The organism is Nocardioides zhouii (genome assembly GCF_004137345.1).
In the GTDB taxonomy this organism is placed as follows: Bacteria; Actinomycetota; Actinomycetes; order Propionibacteriales; family Nocardioidaceae; genus Nocardioides; species Nocardioides zhouii.
On record NZ_SDWV01000004.1, the window covers coordinates 256002 to 275564 of the forward strand.

Here is a 19563-nt window from a genome sequence, read left to right on the forward strand (position 1 = left end):
CCTCTCGATCGGTGGGTCGTGCCGTGGGGCTCATCGGTAGTCCGGGACGGCGTCGGGTGCAGTCATCGAGCCGCGCATGCGCAGGTAGACCGGGATGCCGACCACGGACGCGGCGCCGGCCATCAGGAACGGGCCCCAGACGACGTACCAGGAGGAGCCGGTGTTCCGGGAGTAGTAGATGAACGCGATCGAGACGACGAGGGAGATCAGGGCTACTGCCATGTCCAGGTAGAACCGAGGCGCGTGTCCCCGCTGGTGGTCGTGCCACCGCCAGCTGATCTGGGCGAGGGCGGAGAACGCATAGGGGATGGCGGAGGTGATGCCCGTCATCAGGACGAGCGTCGTGAAGACGGTGGCCCCACTGGCACCGACGTAGCTGATGACGACGGCCAACGAGGCGAGGGCGGTCGAGGTGATGATGCCGAAGGCCGGGACGCCACGGCTCGAGAGCTGACCGAAACGTCGCGGGAACAGACCGTCCTTGGCAGCGGCCAGCGGCATCTCGGCCACGATCATCGTCCACCCGTTGAGCGCACCGATCCCGGAGACGATCACGGCGAGGGCGACGAGCGTCCCGGCCCAGGAGTCGCTGCCGACGATGGCATCAGCCGCTGCCGAGTACGAGGCCTTGTTGTCGTCCAGAGCCAGCGCGCCTGCGGGCAGGATCCCGAAGACCGCGACCAGCGAGAGCATGTAGACGGCGCCGCTCGCGAGCGTGCCGAAGATGGTGGAACGCCCGACGTTGCGCGCGGGCTCGCGCACCTTGGCGGCTGCCACGGACGCCGTCTCGACGCCGAGATAGCTGAACAGGCAGATGGCCATGGCCCCGCCGACGGCTGCGATGTTGCTGTCACCGCTCGTGTTCCACGGGGTGAAGTTGGCGGTCGAGATGAAGAAGAGGCCCACGGTCGACATGAGGGCCAGGGGAATGAACTTCAGGACCGTGGTCCACACCTGGAAGACGCCCATGTTGCGCACACCCGTCAGGTTCACCGCAGCCGGGATCCACAGGCCGACCAGGGCGATGAGGATCGACCATCCGACGGCGCCGTCCTTGTTGACGAAGGTCTCGACGTAGTAGACCCACCCGACCGCGATCGCGGCGTTGCCGGCCCAGGCGGTGATCCAGTAGGACCAGGCATTGCTGAATCCGAGGCCGTTGCCGAAGGCGGCGCGCGCGTACGCATAGGGACCACCGTCGGCCGGCAGCCGGCGCGACATCACCGAGAACATCATGGCGAGGGCGACCGCTCCGACCGTGGCAATGCCCATGGCGGCGAGGCTGATCGCTCCGTAGGACGCGATGGCGTACGGCAGGCTGAAGATGCCCACCCCAATGATGCTGCCCATGACCAGCGCTGTCGACTGGGGCAGCTCGAGCAGCTGGCGTACATCCGCCGGAGCCTTCGCCGAGCGATCCTGCACCTGCGTCATGACATCTCCTCCGGCAGAGGTGGGCCTCCGTCCATGGACTTCACGCAACCAGCAGCACGGAGGTCTCGTCAGGGCCGAACGACCCCTCGGGTCGGGCAACGTCCTCAGGAACGTGGGGCCTGTGCGTGTCCGCCACGACAAGGGACCTTCGACCCTGTTCCGGTCGTCGCGGGCGGGCTATCCATGAAGGTCAGCCCACTTGTTCCGAGGCGGAGGACCATGACCACGAGCCCGATCCGCGTGTACCTGCTCGACGACCACGAAGTCGTCCGGGGCGGCCTGCGTGCCCTTCTGGAAGGTGCCGGCGACATCGAGGTGGTCGGCGAGTCCGGGTCGGCGGTCGATGCCACCCACCGGATCCCGGCTGTCCGGCCGGACGTGGTCGTCCTCGACGTGCGCCTCCCCGACGGATCCGGCGTGGAGGTCTGCCGGGCCGTACGGGCCGTCGATCCGTCGATCCGAGCGCTGATGCTCACGTCGTACGCCGACGACGAGGCGCTGCTGGCAGCGGTCATGGCCGGCGCCTCCGGCTATGTCCTGAAGGAGATCCGCAGCTCCGACCTCGTCTCTGCCATCCGCCTGGTGGCGTCCGGGAAGTCCCTCATCGACCCGTCGATGACCGCCACGCTGTTGGAGCGCATCCGCGTCGGGCCATCCTCACCCCCGGAGCTGGCGTCCCTGACCGCCCAGGAGCAGGTGCTCCTCGGCCACATCGCGGAAGGAATGACCAACCGCCAGATTTCAGAGGTGATGTTCCTGGCCGAGAAGACCGTCAAGAACTACGTCTCCAGCGTGCTCTCCAAGCTAGGGCTCGAGCGACGAACCCAGGCCGCCGTGCTCGCGTCTCAGCTGCTGCGCTGATCAGCACATCCCCGGGCTCAGGGGGCTCGTAGGGGGCCGTTAGACCCTGTCGGTCCGCTCACACCCAGACCAGAGTGGCGCCATGCCGCCTACCGCTCCTCCGCCCACAGTCGTGTTCCTGCGTGACGGGCGGGCTGCTGAGGTTCGCGCATTGGCACAGTCCGATCGGACCGAGGTGGATGCGCTTCATGCCAATGTCGGCGATGACTCGTCGCGGCTTCGTTTCTTCAGCGTCGGACGAGCGGCCGGCCAGAGGTACGTCGACCACCTCTTCAGTCAGAGCGGTGACACGTTCCTCGCACTCGTCGTGACCCTCAACGGTCATGTCGTTGGCGTCGCTGCGGCCGAGCGCCTCACGGCCGGATCGGCGGAGGTCGCTTTCCTGGTCGCCGATCCCGAGCGCGGCCACGGCATCGGCACCCTGCTGCTCGAACATCTGGCATCGAGCTGTCACGAGCAAGGGATCAGGCAGTTCATGGCCGACATGCCGCCGGAGAACCATCGGATGGTGCAGGTGTTCAACGACGCGGGCTACGCCATCACGCGGGCGAGCGAGCCGGGCCTCCTCACGTTCGAGCTCAGCACAGAATCCGGTGAGCAGTCACGCCGGGCCACCGGGATGCGGGCGTCCGTCGCCACCTTGGCTGCTTCTCGTTCCGTGGCAGAGCCTCTTGCCAGATGACCGTGCACCCTCACATCGCAGGCTCCCGCGCAGTTGCTCGAGCCGTACGACCCCGAAGGACGACCATGACTCCCGGACAGCCCTCAACCACATCAATCGAACCGCGACCGGACGGCAATGACGTTGATACCACCTACCTGGAGGACGCGATCGTGGCGCTCGCCTCGATCATGACCGCTAGCGAGGCAGCCAGCCGCAGCGACCGGCGGGACGTACGAGCGGTGGCCGCCACCGCGCTGAGCGTGCAGACAGCTCAGCTCGCAGCGATCTCAGCCGTCCTGCTCGACCGCGGTCGGCCGCTCGCCCAAGCATCGCGCACGACGTTGGGCCCGCCCCGCGCATAGCACGGCCTCGCGCTCGACCGGACCTTCGTCGCGCAGCTCGCCGCGCACGCACACGCATCCATCGCCGCCGCTCGCCTCGAGATGGTTGGCGGTTCGAGTCACGTGGTGCGCACCATCGCGGAGAGCGCCATCCACGACCAGGACCGGCAGCTGGCCGCGCTCGTCGTTCACTCTCGCGTGCGAAGCGCCCCCAGCCTATACGCACCGAGGTAGGCAAGCTCTGCGCGCAGGCGACGTCTGGGCTGAATGCCGGATGAGGCACCGGGGACGTTCACGCAGCATTGGGCGTTCTGGTGAGGGCACAGTGAGGACAGAACGTGCCTGACGGGACAGCAAAATGCCGTCTGACATACGCAAACAGTGAACCCTCAGACGTTGAAGCGGAACTCGACCACGTCGCCGTCGGCCATGACGTAGTCCTTGCCCTCCATGCGCACCTTGCCGGCCTCCTTGGCCTTGAGCATGGTGCCGGCGGACATCAGGTCGGCGAAGGAGACGATCTCGGCCTTGATGAAGCCCTTCTGGAAGTCGGTGTGGATGACACCGGCGGCCTCGGGGGCGGTGGCGCCCTTCCGGATCGTCCAGGCCCGCGTCTCCTTGGGGCCGGCGGTCAGGTAGGTCTGCAGGCCGAGGGTGTCGAAGCCGACGCGGGCGAGCTGGTCGAGGCCGGACTCGGTGATGCCCATCTCGGCGAGCATCTCGTGGGCCATCTCGTCGTCGTCCATCTCGGCCAGGTCCGACTCGAACTTGGCGTCGAGGAAGATCGCCTCAGCCGGCGCGATGATCGCGCGCATCTTGTCCTTGAGCACGTCGTCGGCGAGCTCGTCGGCGTCGCAGTTGAAGACGTAGATGAATGGCTTGGCCGTCAGCAGGGACAGCTCGCGAAGGAGGGAGCGGTCGATCGAGGTCGCGATGATCGGGGTGCCCGACTCGAGCGCGTCCTTCGCCGCGCGAGCGGCGTCGAGGTTGGCGACCAGGTCCTTGACCTTGCGCGACTCCTTCTCGAGGCGCTGGATCGCCCGGTCGACCGTGTCGAGGTCGGCGAAGATCAGCTCGGTCTGGATCGTGGAGATGTCGTTGGCGGGGTTGACCTCGCCGTCGACGTGGGTGACGTCCTCGTCGCGGAAGACCCGGGTCACCTGGCAGATCGCCGAGGACTCGCGGATGTGCGAGAGGAACTTGTTGCCCAGGCCCTCACCCTGCGAGGCGCCGCGGACGATGCCCGCGATGTCCACGAACTCGACGGTCGCCGGGAGGATCTTGGCCGACTCGAAGACCTCCGCGAGCTGCGGCAGCCGCTCGTCGGGGACCCCGACGACCCCGACATTGGGCTCGATCGTCGCGAACGGGTAGTTCGCCGCGAGGACGTCGTTCTTGGTCAGTGCGTTGAAGAGGGTCGACTTGCCCGCATTGGGGAGACCGACGATGCCGATGGTGAGAGCCACGGGCGGGGAGTCTACGGGCGCCGCGGACGACGGCACGAAATGAGGCGAAGGGCCGGACCCTCTCGGGCCGGGCCCTCCCCCCGGTGGTCCGGGCGTCCCGTCAGGAGCCGTAGACCGTCCGCGCCCCTGCGCGGTCCGTGTCGGTCATCGAGAGGTCGCTCGACGAACCGTTGCACTGCGGGTAGTGCATGATCGACGCCGAGTCGTACGGCGTCAGCGGGCGCCAGTTGTTGTCCTCGAAGCAGGTGCCGGCCTCGGGCCGGGTGTGCTCGTGGCGGAAGCCCAGCGTGTGTCCGAGCTCGTGGGCGAGGATGTTGGACGGGGTCCACGACCCGGAGTTCTGCAGTGACGTCGCGTTGACCAGGATGTTGCGCTGGCTGTCCGGGCTGCTCGGGAAGAATGCCCGGGCGATGTATTGGTTGGTGTTGGTCGGCTCGACCGAGAACACCACGGCGCTGTTGGACACCGTGCAGCTCGCGTCGGCGGACGACACGTACGTGAAGTTGATCCCGCTCGAGGCGGCCTCCCACTGGCCGGCGCCCGACTGCATGGCGGAGACCACGGCGGCCTTGTTGGCACCGAAGTTGTTGCTCACGCAGTAGGTCAGGTTGCGGGCCGCCGTGGCGGACCACTTGTCGTCGGCGCCACCGACGGTGTTGATGACCAGCGACTGCGAGTCGGTGTCCTTCGAGCCCACCATCGCGTCGTAGTAGTCGCGCAGCTTCGGGGTCGTGGCGATGGTCTCGTCGCCGTTGACGACGTACTGGCCGGCGACGTCCTGGAAGGTCGCGGCCTTGAACTCCTGGAAGCTCGGCACGTCCTCCCGAGCGGGTGCCGCACTCGCCGGCTGCATCGACGCAGCCAGCGCACCCGCTCCGATTGCGGCGGCCAGGGTCCTGGTGATCGTGGTCTTCATGTGCGCTGTCACTTCTTCCGGTCGGATTGGTGTTGGCCCCTCCACCACACCCCGGTCTAGACCACAAGGGAAGGGCTGGCCCGGGTCAGGTGTGTGCACTGCACGAACCTGCAGAAGATCGCGGGCGGACGGATCCGGGACGCGGATTGCACAAGTTCGCCCGCTCGCCCCGACCTGCAAGACTCGTCCCCATGAGCGACGTGGGGGCCGAGCCGATCGAGCGCGAGCCGATCGTGCCGCGGCCCGTCCTGCGGGAGCCGGCCCACCGCGTCTCGCCGCAGGCGGTCCCGTTCTGGCGGGTGTCGGCCCTGATCGGTGACACCGTGATCGTGGGGGCGGCCGCAGTGGCGTACGTCGTGGTCCCGGACGTGCCCGGCTGGACGATCGTCCTCGTCCTGCTGGTCGCGGCCGCCGCGGTCGCCCACGTCGTGCTGATGCCCCGGATCCGCTACCGCGTCCACCGCTGGGAGGTCACCGACACGGCCGTGCACACGCGCGAGGGCTGGATCGGGCGGCAGACCCGGATCGCGCCGATCAACCGCGTGCAGACCGTCGACTCCCGCCAGGGTGCGCTCATGCGGCTCTTCGGACTGGCGTCGATCACCGTCACGACCGCATCGGCCGCCGGACCGATCACCGTCGACTGCCTCGACGCCGAGACCGCCCGCGAGGTCGTGGCCCGGCTCACCGCCATCACCGCCGCGGGCGAGGACGACGCGACGTGATCCCCGCGCCCGGCGACGGGTGGTCGCGGCTGAGCCCCCGCAAGCTGCTGCTCGACCCGGTGAAGGCCATCGGCCAGGCAGTCGTGCCCGTCGTGGTCGCGGTGGTCGGGATCAGCCAGAGCGACTCCGGGTTCGGCTGGGTGGTCTTCCCGGTCCTCGTCATCGGACCGCTCGTCTTCGGCGCGCTGCCGTGGCTCACCACGCACTACCGCCTCACCGACACCCAGATCCAGGTGCGCTCGGGGGTCCTCAACAAGAACACCTCGACGGCGCCGCTCGACCGGGTCCGCAGCGTCGACCTCGAGGCCTCGCTGCTGCACCGCGTGCTCGGCCTGCAGAAGGTGCAGGTCGGCACCGGCGTCGACGACGACCGCATCACGCTCGACGCGTTGTCGGCGGCGGACGCCCAAGCACTGCGTACGACGCTCCTGCGCCGACGTGAGGCAGCCGTGGTCGTGGCAGCCCCGGACGCGTCGACGGAAGACCTGCCGGACGTCGCGCCGCGGCCGCCGGCCCCCGCCCCGCTCCCCGTCGAGCTCGCCCGCATCGACTGGTCGTGGCTGCGCTTCGCGCCCTTCAGCCTCAGTCGGCTGGTCCTGCTCGCCGGCGCCCTCGGCGCGCTCTCCCAGTTCGGCGACAACCTCCCGATCTGGAACGAGGAGACGGCCCGCTCGACGTGGGACTGGCTCGCGCAGTTCGCGCTGGTCGCGGTCGTCCTCGTGCTGTCGGTCGCCGGTCTCGCGGCCTGGCTCGTCGTGTCGGTCGCCGGCTACGTCGTGCAGTGGTGGCGCTTCCTGCTGGTGCGCGAGCACGGCTCGCTGCACCTCACCAGCGGACTCTTCACCACGCGCTCGATCACGGTGGAGGAGGCCAAGGTCCGCGGCGTACGGATGACCGAGCCGCTGCTGATGCGTGCCGTCGGTGGCGCCGAGCTCTCGACACTCGCGACGGGCGTCGAGAACGGCGTGACGCAGGTGCTTCCGCCGTGCCCCCGCGAGGTCGCGGTCGGCGTCGGCCAGGCCGTGCTCGAGCACCGCGGACCGCTCACCGACCCGCTCGTGGCACACGGACCGCTCGCCCGCCGCCGCGCGTGGTTCCGCGAGCTCCGCGAGGCCCTCGCGCTGGTGGTAGCGGCGGCCGGAGCGGCCTGGTGGTTCGACATCTCATGGTGGTGGGTGGCAGCGCTCGCCGTCGTGCTCCTGCTTGCGGCCGCGGCGGTCGGCGAGTCGTCGTACAGACACCTCGGCCACGCCCTCGCCGGCGACCACCTCGTGGCCGGCAGCGGCCAGCTGGCCCGGATCCGCACGGTGCTGGAGACCGACGGCATCATCGGCTGGGTCGTCTCCCAGTCGTGGTGGCAGCGCCGCATCGGGCTCGCCGACCTCGTCGCGACGACGGCCGCCGGCGACGAGCGCGTGCTCCTGCGCGACGTACGCCTCGACGTCGGCGTCGCGCTCGCGGACGCGGCCACGCCCGGGCTGGTGAGGGAGTTCCTCGAGCCCTAGAACCAGGCAGCCTGCATGTCGAGCGTCGTGGTGTCGCCCGAGGCGAGCAGGTCGAGCATCGGTGCGACCTTCGGCAGCTCCCAGCCGAAGAAGTAGCGCGCGGCGGCCCGCTTGCCGTCGTAGAAGTCGCCCTCCTTCTCCCCCACTGCGACGAGCTGCTCGAGCCACATCCAGGCGATGACGACGTGACCGGCAGCCTCCAGGTAGACCGTCGCGTTGGCCATCGTCCGGTCGGGATCGCCGAGCCCGGCCAGCGCGAAGGTGACTTCGCCGAGCCGGTCGACCATCGCCTTGAGCGAGACGGCGTACGCCGCTGCCTCGCCGCCGAGGTCGGTCGCCACGACGACAGTCTCCTCGATCCGCGCCGCCAGCGCGAGCAGCGAGGCGCCGCCCCCACCGAGCACCTTGCGGCCGAGCAGGTCCAGCGCCTGGATGCCGTGGGTGCCCTCGTGGATCGGGTTGAGCCGCTGGTCGCGCCAGTGGGCCTCGACGTCGTAGTCGCGGGTGTAGCCCGAGCCGCCGAGCACCTGGATGGCCAGGCTGCAGGACTCCTGGCCCCACTGCGAGGGCCACGACTTCGCGATCGGCGTGAGCACGTCGAGGAGCTGGCCGACGGCGAGCCGTTCGGCATCGTCGGCCGCGGTCGCCTGCTCGTCGAGCAGCCGGCTGCACCAGAGGTTGAGCGCGAGCGCCCCCTCGACGTACGACTTCTGCGCCAGCAGCATCCGGCGTACGTCTGCGTGCTCGATGATCGGCACCTGCGGGCCGGCGGGGTCGGTCGCGGTCAGCGCCCGTCCCTGCGGCCGCGAGCGCGCGTAGTCGAGGGACTTGAGGTAGGCGGTGTACGCCGTCGTGGTCGCCGACATCCCGACGCCGAGCCGGGCGGCGTTCATCATGTGGAACATGTAGGACAGGCCCTTGTGGGGCTCGCCGACGAGGTAGCCGACGGCTCCGGCCGCGCCGCCCGGGGTGAAGGCGCCGTCCCCGAAGACGGGTGCCGTGTTCACGGTGCCGCGGCTGCCGAGCTTGTGGTTGATGCCCGCGAGGGCGACGTCGTTGCGCTCGCCGATCGAGCCGTCCTCGTTGACGAGGTGCTTCGGGACGATGAAGAGCGAGATGCCGCGCGACCCGGCGGGCGCGTCGGGGAGCTTGGCCAGCACGAGGTGGACGATGTTGTCGCCCATCTCGTGGTCGCCGCCGGAGATCCACATCTTGCTGCCGAAGATCCGGAAGGTGCCGTCGTCGGCAGGCACCGCGCGGGTGACGACGTCGCCGAGGCTCGAGCCGGCGTGCGGCTCGGACAGCGTCATGGTGCCGAAGAAGCGGCCTTCGAGCATCGGCCCGACGTAGCGCTCGACCTGCTCGGGCGAGCCGTGCGCGAGCAGCAACCCGGCATTGGCGACAGTGAGGAAGGAGTACGCCGCGGTGCCGATGTTGGCGGCGGTGAACCACGCCATGCAGGCCGAGGCCACGACGTGCGGCACCTGCAGCCCGCCGACCTCCTCGTCGAGGGTCAGGGTCAGCAGGTCGGCGGCGGCGAACTTCTCCAGCGCGGCTCCGATCTCCGGGATGAGGTGCACCGTCGAGCCGTCGAAGACCGGCTCCTCGGTGTCGCTCTTGCGGTAGTGCGGCGCGAAGTGCTCGGTCGCGAGCTCCTCGCACAGCGCCAGCAGGGCGTCGTACGACGCGCGGTCGTGCTCGGCGAAGCGGGGGCGCTCGCTGAGCTTCTCGACGTCGAGCCACTCGAAGAGCAGGAACTCGAGGTCACGGGCGGAGAGGATCTGCGACGAGACGGGCACGCGCAGACGCTACCGGGGCAGACGAACGCCCCCTCCGCTCGGGACGGAAGGGGCGTTCGAGATCGTGCGGGGGTGGTGCGATCCGATCAGGGGTAGAGCAGTGCTGCACCCTGGCGGTCGGTGTTGGTCATCGAGAGATTGCTCGACGAGCCGTTGCACTGCGGGTAGTGCATGATCGACGCCGAGTCGTACGGCGTCAGCGGACGCCAGTTGTTGTCCTCGAAGCAGGTGCCCGACTCGGGGCGCGTGTGCTCGTGGCGGAAGCCCAGCGTGTGGCCGAGCTCGTGGCCGAGGATGTTGGACGGCGTCCAGGAGCCCGAGGTCCAGATCGAGTCGTCGACCAGGACGTTGCGCGAGCGCTTCGGGGTGCTCGGGAAGAACGCCCGGGCGATGTACTGCGAGGTCTGGACGGGCTCCACCGAGAACAGCACGCTGTTGTTGCGGGTGGTGCAGTTCGCGTCCTGCGCCGGGCACACGGTGGAGCAGTAGCCAGCACGAAGTTCCCGAGACCAGTGCGCTGCTGCTGAACCTCCCCCACAGAGGGCAGATCTGTAAAGGGTTTGCTGCACAAAGCCTCGTTCGCCCCACGTTCTCAGCGTGAGCGATGCCTCCCTAGGGTGGGGTGGTGCGCATCGCCACCTGGAACGTCAACTCCCTCCGCTCCCGCATCGACCGGGTCGAGGCCTTCGTGCAGCGACACGACATCGACGTGCTCGCGCTGCAGGAGACCAAGGCCCGCGAGGACCAGCTGCCGCTGATGGGCCTGCAGGCCTTGGGCTACGACATCGCGGTGGCCGGGCTCAACCAGTGGAACGGCGTCGCGCTGCTCTCCCGCGTGGGACTCGAGGACGTCCAGGTCGGCTTCGCCGGCATGCCGACGTGGGGTGACCCGGCTGCCGAGGAGGCGCGTGCGATCGGCGCGACCTGCGACGGCGTACGCATCTGGTCGCTCTACGTCCCCAACGGCCGCAAGCCCGACGACCCCCACTACGCCTACAAGCTCGACTGGCTCGCGCGGCTCCGGGAGTCGGCGCGCGACTGGCTCGACGTGCCGACCGCGCTGGTCGGCGACTGGAACATCTGCCCGACCGAGGACGACGTCTTCGACCCGGCCCAGTTCGCGAAATCGACCCACGTCACGCCGCCGGAGCGCGCGGCGTTCCAGGGCTTCCTCGACGACGGGTACGCCGAGGTGACCCGCGCGCACGCGCCGGGCTACACCTACTGGGACTACTACCGCCAGCGCTTCGAGCGCGACCGCGGGCTCAAGATCGACTTCGTCGTCGGCTCGCCGTCGCTCGCCGCGCGGGTGACGGGTGCGTTCATCGACAAGGACGAGCGCGACCCGGCCCAGGGCACGGGCTCGCCGTCCGACCACGCGCCCGTGGTCGTCGACCTCAGCTGACGGGCACCTGTTCCGGCGTCGTCGCCGGAGTCGGCACCCGCCGGATGGCGTACGACATCAGGCCGGCGACGGCGCAGAGCCCGGCCGCGGCGTAGAACGCCGGGTCGTAGCCGCCGGTGAGGTCGCGGATGACGCCTGCACCGGTGGCGGCGACGGCCGCGCCGATCTGGTGGCTCGCGAAGACCCAGCCGAAGACGATCGGCCCGACACCTGCGCCGAAGTGCTCGCGGCACAGCGCGACCGTCGGCGGCACGGTCGCCACCCAGTCGAGGCCGTAGATGATGATGAAGACCCACATGCTGGGCGCGACGTGCGGCGACATCAGCGCCGGCAGGGTCATCAGGCCCACACCGCGCAGGACGTAGTAGCCGACGAGCAGCAGCCGCGGGTCGATCTTGTCGGTGAGCCAGCCCGACGCGATCGTGCCGACCACGTCGAAGATGCCGACCACCGCGAGCAGCGACGCCGCCGTGGTCGCCGGCATGCCGTGGTCGTGCGCGGCGGGGACGAAGTGCGTGGCAATGAGGCCGTTGGTGGTCATCCCGCAGATCGCGAAGCCGCCGGACAGCAACCAGAACGTACGACTCCGCGCGGCGTCGCGCAGCACGCCGAGGGCCCGCCCCGCGCTCGACCCGACCTGCTGGTGCGGCGGCGGGCCGGGGTCGGCGTCGGTGGCCCCGAGTGCCCGCAGCCCCATGTCGGCCGGGTGGTTGCGAAGGAAGAGCAGGACCAGCGGGATGACGGCCAGGGAGGCGGCCGCGGCGAGCAGCGCCGCCGTACGCCAGCCGTGGTTCGTCGCGAGCCAGGCGACGACCGGCAGGAAGATCAGCTGGCCGGTGGCGTTGCCGGCCGTGAGGATGCCGCTGACCAGGCCGCGGCGGGCCACGAACCACCGGCTGGTGATGGTGGCGACGAAGGCCATGGACATCGAGCCGGTGCCGAGCCCGACCAGCAGGCCCCAGCACAGGATCAGCTGCCACGGCTCGGTCATGAAGACCGTGAGGCCGCTGCCGATCGAGACCATGACGAGCGCGAAGGTGACCACCGGGCGTACACCGAAGCGGTCCATCAGCGCCGCAGCGAACGGCGACATCAGGCCGAAGAGCATGAGGTTGAGCGAGACCGCCGACCCGATCAGCCCGTGCGACCAGCCGAACTCCTCGTGCAACGGCTCGATGAGCACGCCCGGCACGGAGCGGAAGGCGGCAGCGCCGACCAGGGTCACGAAGGCGACCGCGGCGACGACCCACGCCCAGTGCAGGCCCTGCGGACGGTCGTCGTGTCCCGGGGAGGCAGGCGCGGTCGGGCTCGTCGTCGTCACGCGGACCAGTGTCGCGGACGGGCACCGCCGGCGACGAGTGGCACGAATGCCAACATGTGAAAGAATCCGGCCATGACATCCCCGCACCGCGTCGTCGTGCTCGCGATCGCGCCCGTGATCGGCTACGACCTGACGATCCCGCCGCAGGTGCTGGGCGAGGCGTACGACGAGGCCGGGCGCGCGCTGTACGACGTCCAGGTGGTGTCGCTCGACGGCGGTCCGGTGCAGGCGAGCCGCGGATACTCGATCGCCCCCTCGGCCGGCATCGAGGCGCTCGCGACGGCGCAGACCGTGATCGTGCCGGGCACGATGATCCATGGCCCGCGGCACGAGGGCACCCTCCCCGACGACCTGCGGGCGGCGCTCGCGACCGTGCCCGCCGACGCCCGCTGGGTGTCGATCTGCACCGGCGCGTTCGTCCTCGCGGCCGCCGGGATCCTCGACGGGCACCGCGCGACGACGCACTGGAAGTACGCCGACGACTTCCGCCGCCTCTACCCCGCAGCGGCGGTGGACGAGGACGTCCTCTTCACCGACGACGGCCGCGTGCTCACCTCCGCAGGGCTGAGCGCGGGCATCGACCTCTGCCTCCACCTCGTCCGCTCCGACCACGGCCCGTCGGTCGCCAACGCCGTGGCGCGCCACATGGTCGTACCGCCGTGGCGGGACGGCGGTCAGGCGCAGTTCATCGAGCGGCACGTGCCGCGGCGCACCGACGAGGCCACCAGCGACGTACGCGCGTGGGCGCAGGCCCACCTGCACCAGTCGCTCGACGTGACGACGCTGGCGGATCGGGCGTCGATGAGCGTACGGACCTTCACCCGTCGGTTCCGCGAGGAGACCGGCCAGTCCCCCGGCGCCTGGGTCACCCAGCAACGGATCCGCCACGCGCAACACCTTCTCGAGGCCACCGACCTGCCCGTCGACCAGGTCGCGACCCGGGCCGGGATGGGCACCGCGGCGTCCCTCCGCCAGCACCTCCGGGCGCACGTCGGCGTCTCGCCCTCGGCGTACCGGCGGACGTTCCGCGGCGCCTGACTGTCGATGTAGTCCAGTGAGGGATGGCTGTCGTGTGCGGATAGTCCAGTGAGATTTGGCTGCGATCCGGGCGGCGGAACGACCAGAACCCACTGGACTACCCCGGACGGGCGAGCGCGAGGACGCGCTCACTGTCGGTCGCCTGTGGTCGGGTGGGACGCATGCCGAACACGCCACGCCCTGCCGCCGACACCAGCCGCGACCGAGTGTGGGGCGATGAGCTCGGGCTCCCGTTGGGGCTGGGCACCAACACCTTCGGGCGATCGACCGATGCCGCCGCGTCGCACGCGATCCTCGACAGGTCGCAGCCTCGGGAGGCACGCTGGTCGACACCGCCGACACCTACTCCGACGGTGCGGCGGAGTCGATCCTCGGCGCGTGGATGCGCGAGCGAGGGACGCGTGACGACATGGTCGTCGTGAGCAAGGTCGGCAACCATCCTCGCTACGACGGGCTGTCCGCGCCCGTGGTGACGGCGTCGGTCGAGGAGTCGCTGCGCCGCCTCGGCACCGACCACATCGACCTCTACTTCGCCCACTACCAGGACGACGAGACGCCCGTCGAGGAGAGCGCGGCGGCGTTCGACGCCCTGGTGCGCGCCGGCAAGATCCGCGCCATCGGGCTATCCAACTTCGACCTCGACGTGGCCGTGGCGTGGGTGCGGGCTGCCGCAGACAACGGCCTCACCACACCGGTCGCGCTCCAGCCTCACTACAGCCTGGCCCACCGACAGCCGTACGAGACCGGGCTCGCCACCGTCGCAGCTGCGTCCGGCTTGGCGGTGCTGCCCTACCGGGCGCTCGGGGGTGGGTTCCTGTCCGGCAAGTACCGGAGCAACGCCGACACCGAGGGACGGCCTCGCGGCGCCAACGTGAAGCCGCTCCTCACCCCGGACGGCCTCGGTCTGCTCGACACCGTCGAGGCGATCGCGCGGGACCACGAAGCAGCTGCCGCGAGCGTGGCGCTGGCCTGGCTCACGAGGCAGCCGTACGTCGTCGCGCCGCTGGCCTCGGCCACTGACGCCGCTCAGCTCGACGAGCTGGTCGGTTCGACACAGGTCGAGCTGACGTCCGACGAGGTCGAGCGCCTGACCGCCGCGTCCGCCCTCCTCGGCTGACCCAGGTCACTGTCGGTGGGCTCGGCCATGCTGGCCCCATGGACACCTTCCCCCTCCTCCTCACCCTGGCGCTGGTCCTCGCCGTCGGCCTCGCGCTCGGCACGCTGATCGGCGTGCTGTGGTCGCGCAGCCGGCCCGACGACGACGTCGCGGTGGTCGCGCTGCAGCAGCGCGTCGCCGACCACGCCGTCGTGCAGGACGGGCTCGAGCGACTGCAGGACCAGCTGAGCGACCTCGCCCACGACCGGGTGGCGTGGCAGGCCCAGCTGCACCAGCAGGTGACGGACGTACGCCACTCGACCGACACGCTGCGCCGGGAGACCACGACCCTGGCCGCGGCCCTGCGCAAGCCACAGGTGCGGGGACAGTGGGGCGAGCTCCACCTGCGTCGCACCGTCGAGCTCGCCGGGCTGGTGGACCACTGCGACTTCGCGGAGCAGGTACGCCTCGACGACGGCCGGCTCCGACCCGACCTCGTCGTGACGCTGGCCGGCGGTCGCACGATCGCGGTCGACGCCAAGGCCCCGCTGGCGGCGTTCCTCGACCTGACCGGCTCCGACGACCCGGCCGAGCACGACCGGGCGCTCGCCCGGCTCGGCGAGCACGTACGCAAGCACGTCGCCGACCTGGGCTCACGCCGCTACTGGGAGGCCCTGCCCGGCACGCCCGAGTTCGTGGTGCTCTTCCTGCCGGGTGAGGCGATCCTGCAGGCCGCGCTCCAGGCCGTGCCCGACCTCGTCGAGCAGGCGTCCGCGAAGAATGTCGTGCTGGCCACGCCGTCCACCCTGATCGCGCTGCTGCGCACCGTCGCCCAGGGCTGGCAGCACGAGGTGCTCAACGCCCAGGCCCACGAGGTGCAGCGCCTCGGCCAGGAGCTGCACGCCCGCCTCGGCTCGATGGCCGGTCACCTCGACCGGGTCGGCCGCGCACTCGGCGCGAGCGTGGCGGCGTACAACCAGGCGATGGGCTCGCTCGAGGGACGGGTGCTGGTCTCCGCGCGACGCTTCAACGAGCTCGGCGTCACCTCCGAGACGCTCGACGCTCCGCGCCAGGTCGAAGCCGTTCCGCGCTCCCCCGCCGCACCCGAGCTGACGGCCCTCGACGACGTTCCGTCCGCCCTCAGTGAGCCCACTCTCGATGACCTGCTCGCCGAGCAGGCACCGGCGCGCCGCGTGGAGGGTGACCGCGATGCGTCCTAGGTTGAGCGTCGTGAACCAGGCCGAGGCGTTCTGGGAGGTCGGCCGCGAGCCCGGCCGCCAGGTGGTGTCGCTCGGCGTCGCCGTCACGCTCACCGCGGTCAGCATCGACGTGCTCCTCGTCGGGCGACTGACCCTCTTCTTCGACCTCTGCTTCATGGTGCTCTGCCTGGGCCTCGCCGCGCTGGTGCGCCGCCGCGACTTCTACCTCGTCGCGCTCCTGCCGCCGGTGTTGCTCACGGCCGTGTTCGCCTTCGTCGCGCTCGTGGCGCGCTCCGCCATCGCGGACCCGACCGACAGCCTGCTCCAGGCCGTGGTGTCCGGCGTCGCCACGCACGGCATCGCCCTCTTCATCGGGTACGCCCTCTGCCTGGGCTGGCTGGCCTGGCGCCTGCACCGCGAGGGTGAGGCCGACATCGCCACCGAGCTCAGCCGCGAGCTCAGCCGACCCGCCTGACCCACCGCTGACCGGGCAGTTCCTCGCGCACCAGAGCGCTGACCGGGCAGTTCGTGCCCGGTCAACCGTCCCCAGCGCAAGGAAGTGCCCGGTCACCATCCAGGACGGGCACGCAGGGGCCGGTCAGGCCTCGAAGCGCTCCACGTCGCCCGCCCCGCGGCGTACGACGACGGGCTCGGCCTCGGACCAGTCGATCACCGAGGTGGGTTCGGCAGTGACCTCGCCGGACTCGACGACGATGTCGACGACGTGGTCGAGGTCCTCCTTGATCTCCCAACCCATCGTCCGCGCCTCGGTCTCGCCGGGGAGGATCAGCGTGCTGGTGAGGATCGGCTCGCCGAGCTCCTCGAGCAGGGCGCAGACCAGCGTGTGGTCGGGGATCCGCACGCCGACGGTGCGCTTCTTGGGGTGCATCAGCCGCTTCGGCACCTCGCCGGTCGCGGGCAGGATGAAGGTGTACGGCCCGGGGGTCGCTGCCTTGATCGCGCGGAACGCGTGGTTGTCCACGTGGACGAACTGGCCGAGCTGGGAGAAGTCCTTGCACATCAGCGTGAAGTGGTGGCGGTCGTCGAGCTCGCGGATCTTCAGGATCCGGTCACGGCCGTCACGGTTGCCGAGCTGCGCACCGAGCGCGTAGCCGGAGTCGGTGGGATAGGCGATCAGCTCGTCGTTGCGGAGCGCCTCGACGATCTGCGTCACCAGCCGGGGCTGGGGGTTGTCGGGGTGGATGTCGACGAAGCGGGCCACGTCTCAGGCCTTCTGTGCGGCCGCACGGATGTCGCGGCGCAGCTCGGGCGGCAGCGCGAAGATGAGCGACTCCTCGGCGGAGTGCACCGCGCGGGCGTCGGGGTAGCCGCGCTCGGACAGGAACGCGAGCACGCCTTCCACGAGGTCCTCCGGCACCGACGCGCCGGACGTCACCGACACGGTGGCGACGCCGTCGAGCCACGCCTCGTCGATCTCAGTGTGGTCGTCGACGAGGTACGACGCCTTGGCGCCGGCCTCGAGTGCCACCTCGACGAGCCGGACCGAGTTGGAGGAGTTGCGCGAGCCCACCACGATCACCAGGTCGGCCGACGGCGATATCTCCTTGACCGCGAGCTGGCGGTTCTGGGTGGCGTAGCAGATGTCGTCGCTCGGCGGGTCGAGCAGCAGCGGGAACTTCTCCCGGATCGCGGCGACCGTCTCCAGCGTCTCGTCGACGCTCAGCGTGGTCTGCGACAGCCAGGCCACCTTCGCGGGATCGCGTACGACGATGCCGGCGACGTCGGCCGGGCTCTGCACCAGCTGGATGTGGTCCGGCGCCTCGCCCGCGGTGCCCTCGACCTCTTCGTGCCCCTCGTGCCCGATGAGCAGGATGTCGTAGTCGTCGCTCGCGAAGCGGCGCGCCTCGTGGTGGACCTTGGTGACCAGCGGGCAAGTGGCATCGATGGTCTTGAGCCCGCGCTCGGCGGCCTGCTCGTGCACGGCCGGAGAGACGCCGTGGGCCGAGAACACGACGGTGCGGCCCTCGGGCACCTCGTCGAGCTCCTCGACGAAGATCGCGCCGCGCGACTCGAGGTTGGCCACGACGTGCTTGTTGTGCACGATCTGCTTGCGGACGTAGACCGGCGCGCCGTAGAGGTCCAGCGCCTTCTCGACGGTGATGACGGCGCGGTCGACACCGGCGCAGTAGCCGCGGGGGGCGGCGAGGAGCACGTTCTTGGCCGTCTCGGGGTCGAGCACCGGGGGCAGGCCGAGGTCTGTCATAGCCACAAGTCTACGGGCGTGTCCGTCGCCTCCCCTATCCTCACCGCGTGCCCTCCCTCCGCGACGCCACGGCCGAGACCCCGGCTCCGGTGCGGGCCGTGGCCAATGCCGTCACGCAGTGGATCGACCGCCTCGGCAGCGTGTGGGTCGAGGGCCAGATCGCGCAGGTCAACCGGCGCCCGGGCGTCAACACCGTCTTCATGACGCTGCGCGACACGGTCGCCGACATCTCGGTCACCCTCACGTGCCAGCGATCGCTGTTCGACTCGATGAACCCGCCCCTCGTCGAGGGCGCCAGCGTCGTCGTCCACGCGCGGCCGAGCTTCTACCCCAACCGCGGCTCGTTCTCGCTGGCGGCGCGGGAGATCACGATGATCGGCCTCGGCGAGCTGCTCGCCCGCCTCGAGCGCCGACGCCAGCTGCTCGCCGCCGAGGGTCTCTTCGCCCCCGAGCGCAAGCGCGACCTGCCCTTCCTGCCCGGCCGGGTCGGTCTGGTCACGGCGCCCAACAGCGCAGCGGAGCGCGACGTCCTCGAGAACGCGCGTCGACGCTGGCCGGCCGTGCAGTTCGAGGTGGCCTACGCCGCGATGCAGGGGCAGCGCTGCGCCGCCGAGGTCATCGAGGCGCTGGACAAGCTCGAGCGCAACCCCGAGGTCGACGTCATCGTCGTCGCACGCGGCGGTGGGTCGATCGAGGACCTGCTGCCGTTCTCCGACGAGGCGATGATCCGTGCGGTGCACGCGCTGCGTACGCCCGTGGTGTCGGCCATCGGCCACGAGCCCGACCAGCCGCTGCTCGACCTCGTCGCCGACGTACGCGCCTCGACTCCGACCGATGCCGCCAAGCTGGTCGTGCCCGACATGGCCGAGGAGGCCCACGGGGTGACCTGGGCGCGCGACCGGTTGCGCCAGGTCATCACCCAGCGCATCGCCCGCGAGCAGGAGTGGCTGGGCCAGGTGCGCTCGCGGCCCGCGATGGCCGACCCGCGCAACCTGCTGACCGCGCGGTCCGACGAGATCGACGAGCTGCTGGGGCGCGCCCGTCGTACGCTCGCGCACCGGCTCGACCGCGCCGCCGACGACATCGGTCACCAGCGCGCGCGGGCCCAGTCCTTGTCGCCGCTGGCGACGCTCCAGCGGGGGTACGCCGTGCTCCAGGACGCGGACGGCCACGTCGTCACCTCCGTCGCCCAGGCTGCCCCCGGCTCCGCGGTGTCGGTGCGGGTCGCCGACGGCCGGATCCACGCCACCACCGACCGCACCGAGACAGATCCCGTGGAGGACCCCCATGCCTGACGCCACCCCCGTTCAGCCCAGCTACGAAGAGGCTCGCGAGGAGCTCATCGAGGTGGTCCGCACCCTCGAGGCCGGTGGCACGACGCTCGAGGAGTCGCTCGCCCTCTGGGAGCGCGGCGAGGCGCTGGCCAAGGTCTGCCAGGAGTGGCTCGACGGTGCCCGCAAGCGCCTCGACGAGGCGATCGGCCCCGACGCCGGCTAGGGCGTGTCTCCAATGTTGAGCGTGGTTCGGGCTTGATGCTGGGTCCATGACGCGGATGGCGGTGCTCAGCGA

The 19563-nt window shown here is 70.5% G+C and carries 20 protein-coding genes; 12 read left to right on the forward strand and 8 right to left on the reverse strand.

Going from position 1 to position 19563, the window contains the following annotated elements:
* Nucleotides 1–30: 30 nt before the first annotated feature.
* Complete coding sequence (locus EUA94_RS05920; RefSeq protein ID WP_129425639.1) at nucleotides 31–1434, reverse strand: amino acid permease; 1404 nt, start codon at nucleotides 1432–1434, stop codon at nucleotides 31–33.
* Nucleotides 1435–1653: 219 nt separating this feature from the next.
* On the opposite strand from EUA94_RS05920, the gene EUA94_RS05925 reads away from it, so the two are divergent.
* From EUA94_RS05925 to EUA94_RS05935, 3 genes are all read left to right on the forward strand, one after another.
* Nucleotides 1654–2295 carry a response regulator gene (locus EUA94_RS05925; RefSeq protein ID WP_129425641.1) on the forward strand — a complete coding sequence of 214 codons (642 nt, stop codon included), beginning with the start codon at nucleotides 1654–1656 and terminating at the stop codon, nucleotides 2293–2295.
* An 82-nt stretch (nucleotides 2296–2377) separates the two neighbouring features.
* Nucleotides 2378–2977 (forward strand): GNAT family N-acetyltransferase, encoded by a 600-nt coding sequence (locus EUA94_RS05930; protein ID WP_129425643.1) that lies wholly within the window; start codon nucleotides 2378–2380, stop codon nucleotides 2975–2977.
* A gap of 152 nt (nucleotides 2978–3129) precedes the next feature.
* Nucleotides 3130–3321, forward strand: a complete 192-nt coding sequence (locus EUA94_RS05935; protein ID WP_129425645.1) for a hypothetical protein — start codon at nucleotides 3130–3132, stop codon at nucleotides 3319–3321.
* Between the two features lie 368 nt (nucleotides 3322–3689).
* On the opposite strand, the gene ychF is transcribed toward EUA94_RS05935, so the two are convergent.
* Both ychF and EUA94_RS05945 read right to left on the reverse strand, forming a co-directional pair.
* Complete coding sequence (ychF, locus tag EUA94_RS05940; RefSeq protein ID WP_129425647.1) at nucleotides 3690–4766, reverse strand: redox-regulated ATPase YchF; 1077 nt, start codon at nucleotides 4764–4766, stop codon at nucleotides 3690–3692.
* A gap of 100 nt (nucleotides 4767–4866) precedes the next feature.
* A complete protein-coding gene (locus tag EUA94_RS05945; protein WP_129425649.1) occupies nucleotides 4867–5682 on the reverse strand; it encodes a M57 family metalloprotease in 816 nt (271 codons plus the stop codon).
* 191 nt (nucleotides 5683–5873) lie between these two features.
* On the opposite strand from EUA94_RS05945, the gene EUA94_RS05950 reads away from it, so the two are divergent.
* Complete coding sequence (locus EUA94_RS05950; protein WP_129425651.1) at nucleotides 5874–6407, forward strand: PH domain-containing protein; 534 nt, start codon at nucleotides 5874–5876, stop codon at nucleotides 6405–6407.
* Complete coding sequence (locus tag EUA94_RS05955; protein WP_129425653.1) at nucleotides 6404–7912, forward strand: PH domain-containing protein; 1509 nt, start codon at nucleotides 6404–6406, stop codon at nucleotides 7910–7912. Before EUA94_RS05950 ends, EUA94_RS05955 begins: the two co-directional genes overlap by 4 nt.
* Here EUA94_RS05955 and EUA94_RS05960 read toward each other — a convergent pair.
* Nucleotides 7909–9711, reverse strand: coding sequence for an acyl-CoA dehydrogenase (locus tag EUA94_RS05960; protein ID WP_129425655.1), 1803 nt, complete (start codon nucleotides 9709–9711; stop codon nucleotides 7909–7911). The genes EUA94_RS05955 and EUA94_RS05960 overlap by 4 nt on opposite strands.
* A gap of 86 nt (nucleotides 9712–9797) precedes the next feature.
* Nucleotides 9798–10187, reverse strand: a complete 390-nt coding sequence (locus EUA94_RS05965) for a M57 family metalloprotease (protein ID WP_207210419.1) — start codon at nucleotides 10185–10187, stop codon at nucleotides 9798–9800.
* Between the two features lie 149 nt (nucleotides 10188–10336).
* Here EUA94_RS05965 and EUA94_RS05970 point away from each other — a divergent pair, with 149 nt between their 5' ends.
* On the forward strand, nucleotides 10337–11116 hold the full coding sequence (locus tag EUA94_RS05970; RefSeq protein ID WP_129425657.1) for an exodeoxyribonuclease III: 780 nt from the start codon (nucleotides 10337–10339) through the stop codon (nucleotides 11114–11116).
* Here EUA94_RS05970 and EUA94_RS05975 read toward each other — a convergent pair.
* A complete protein-coding gene (locus EUA94_RS05975) occupies nucleotides 11109–12437 on the reverse strand; it encodes an MFS transporter (RefSeq protein ID WP_207210420.1) in 1329 nt (442 codons plus the stop codon). The genes EUA94_RS05970 and EUA94_RS05975 overlap by 8 nt on opposite strands.
* Before the next feature lie 72 nt (nucleotides 12438–12509).
* Here EUA94_RS05975 and EUA94_RS05980 point away from each other — a divergent pair, with 72 nt between their 5' ends.
* The 4 genes from EUA94_RS05980 (at nucleotide 12510) to EUA94_RS05995 (ending at nucleotide 16245) form a co-directional block, all read left to right on the forward strand.
* Nucleotides 12510–13475, forward strand: a complete 966-nt coding sequence (locus tag EUA94_RS05980; RefSeq protein WP_129425659.1) for a GlxA family transcriptional regulator — start codon at nucleotides 12510–12512, stop codon at nucleotides 13473–13475.
* 262 nt (nucleotides 13476–13737) lie between these two features.
* Nucleotides 13738–14592, forward strand: a complete 855-nt coding sequence (locus tag EUA94_RS05985; RefSeq protein ID WP_129425661.1) for an aldo/keto reductase — start codon at nucleotides 13738–13740, stop codon at nucleotides 14590–14592.
* 38 nt (nucleotides 14593–14630) lie between these two features.
* Nucleotides 14631–15791: a DNA recombination protein RmuC gene (locus tag EUA94_RS05990; protein WP_129425663.1), complete on the forward strand. Its 1161-nt coding sequence runs from the start codon at nucleotides 14631–14633 to the stop codon at nucleotides 15789–15791.
* A 10-nt stretch (nucleotides 15792–15801) separates the two neighbouring features.
* Nucleotides 15802–16245: a DUF6542 domain-containing protein gene (locus EUA94_RS05995; RefSeq protein ID WP_129425665.1), complete on the forward strand. Its 444-nt coding sequence runs from the start codon at nucleotides 15802–15804 to the stop codon at nucleotides 16243–16245.
* A gap of 123 nt (nucleotides 16246–16368) precedes the next feature.
* On the opposite strand, the gene EUA94_RS06000 is transcribed toward EUA94_RS05995, so the two are convergent.
* Together EUA94_RS06000 and EUA94_RS06005 are read right to left on the reverse strand one after the other, a co-directional pair.
* A complete protein-coding gene (locus EUA94_RS06000; protein ID WP_129425667.1) occupies nucleotides 16369–16992 on the reverse strand; it encodes an L-threonylcarbamoyladenylate synthase in 624 nt (207 codons plus the stop codon).
* A gap of 3 nt (nucleotides 16993–16995) precedes the next feature.
* Nucleotides 16996–17994, reverse strand: a complete 999-nt coding sequence (locus EUA94_RS06005) for a 4-hydroxy-3-methylbut-2-enyl diphosphate reductase (RefSeq protein ID WP_129425669.1) — start codon at nucleotides 17992–17994, stop codon at nucleotides 16996–16998.
* Between the two features lie 47 nt (nucleotides 17995–18041).
* Between EUA94_RS06005 and xseA the strand changes: the two genes are divergently transcribed.
* Nucleotides 18042–19289, forward strand: coding sequence for an exodeoxyribonuclease VII large subunit (xseA, locus tag EUA94_RS06010; protein ID WP_129425671.1), 1248 nt, complete (start codon nucleotides 18042–18044; stop codon nucleotides 19287–19289).
* Nucleotides 19282–19491 carry an exodeoxyribonuclease VII small subunit gene (locus EUA94_RS06015; protein ID WP_129425673.1) on the forward strand — a complete coding sequence of 70 codons (210 nt, stop codon included), beginning with the start codon at nucleotides 19282–19284 and terminating at the stop codon, nucleotides 19489–19491. Before xseA ends, EUA94_RS06015 begins: the two co-directional genes overlap by 8 nt.
* Nucleotides 19492–19563 lie beyond the last annotated feature (72 nt).

What these genes read in the sequence shown, in the direction of transcription:
- EUA94_RS05980 (WP_129425659.1), top strand. Translation starts at nt 12,510, where the DNA reads ATGACATCCCCGCACCGCGTCGTCGTGCTCGCGATCGCGCCCGTGATC.
- EUA94_RS05950 (WP_129425651.1), top strand. Translation starts at nt 5,874, where the DNA reads ATGAGCGACGTGGGGGCCGAGCCGATCGAGCGCGAGCCGATCGTGCCG.
- EUA94_RS05930 (WP_129425643.1), top strand. Translation starts at nt 2,378, where the DNA reads ATGCCGCCTACCGCTCCTCCGCCCACAGTCGTGTTCCTGCGTGACGGG.
- EUA94_RS06015 (WP_129425673.1), top strand. Translation starts at nt 19,282, where the DNA reads ATGCCTGACGCCACCCCCGTTCAGCCCAGCTACGAAGAGGCTCGCGAG.
- EUA94_RS05990 (WP_129425663.1), top strand. Translation starts at nt 14,631, where the DNA reads ATGGACACCTTCCCCCTCCTCCTCACCCTGGCGCTGGTCCTCGCCGTC.
- EUA94_RS05920 (WP_129425639.1), bottom strand. Translation starts at nt 1,434, where the DNA reads ATGACGCAGGTGCAGGATCGCTCGGCGAAGGCTCCGGCGGATGTACGC.
- EUA94_RS05925 (WP_129425641.1), top strand. Translation starts at nt 1,654, where the DNA reads ATGACCACGAGCCCGATCCGCGTGTACCTGCTCGACGACCACGAAGTC.
- EUA94_RS06005 (WP_129425669.1), bottom strand. Translation starts at nt 17,994, where the DNA reads ATGACAGACCTCGGCCTGCCCCCGGTGCTCGACCCCGAGACGGCCAAG.
- EUA94_RS05945 (WP_129425649.1), bottom strand. Translation starts at nt 5,682, where the DNA reads ATGAAGACCACGATCACCAGGACCCTGGCCGCCGCAATCGGAGCGGGT.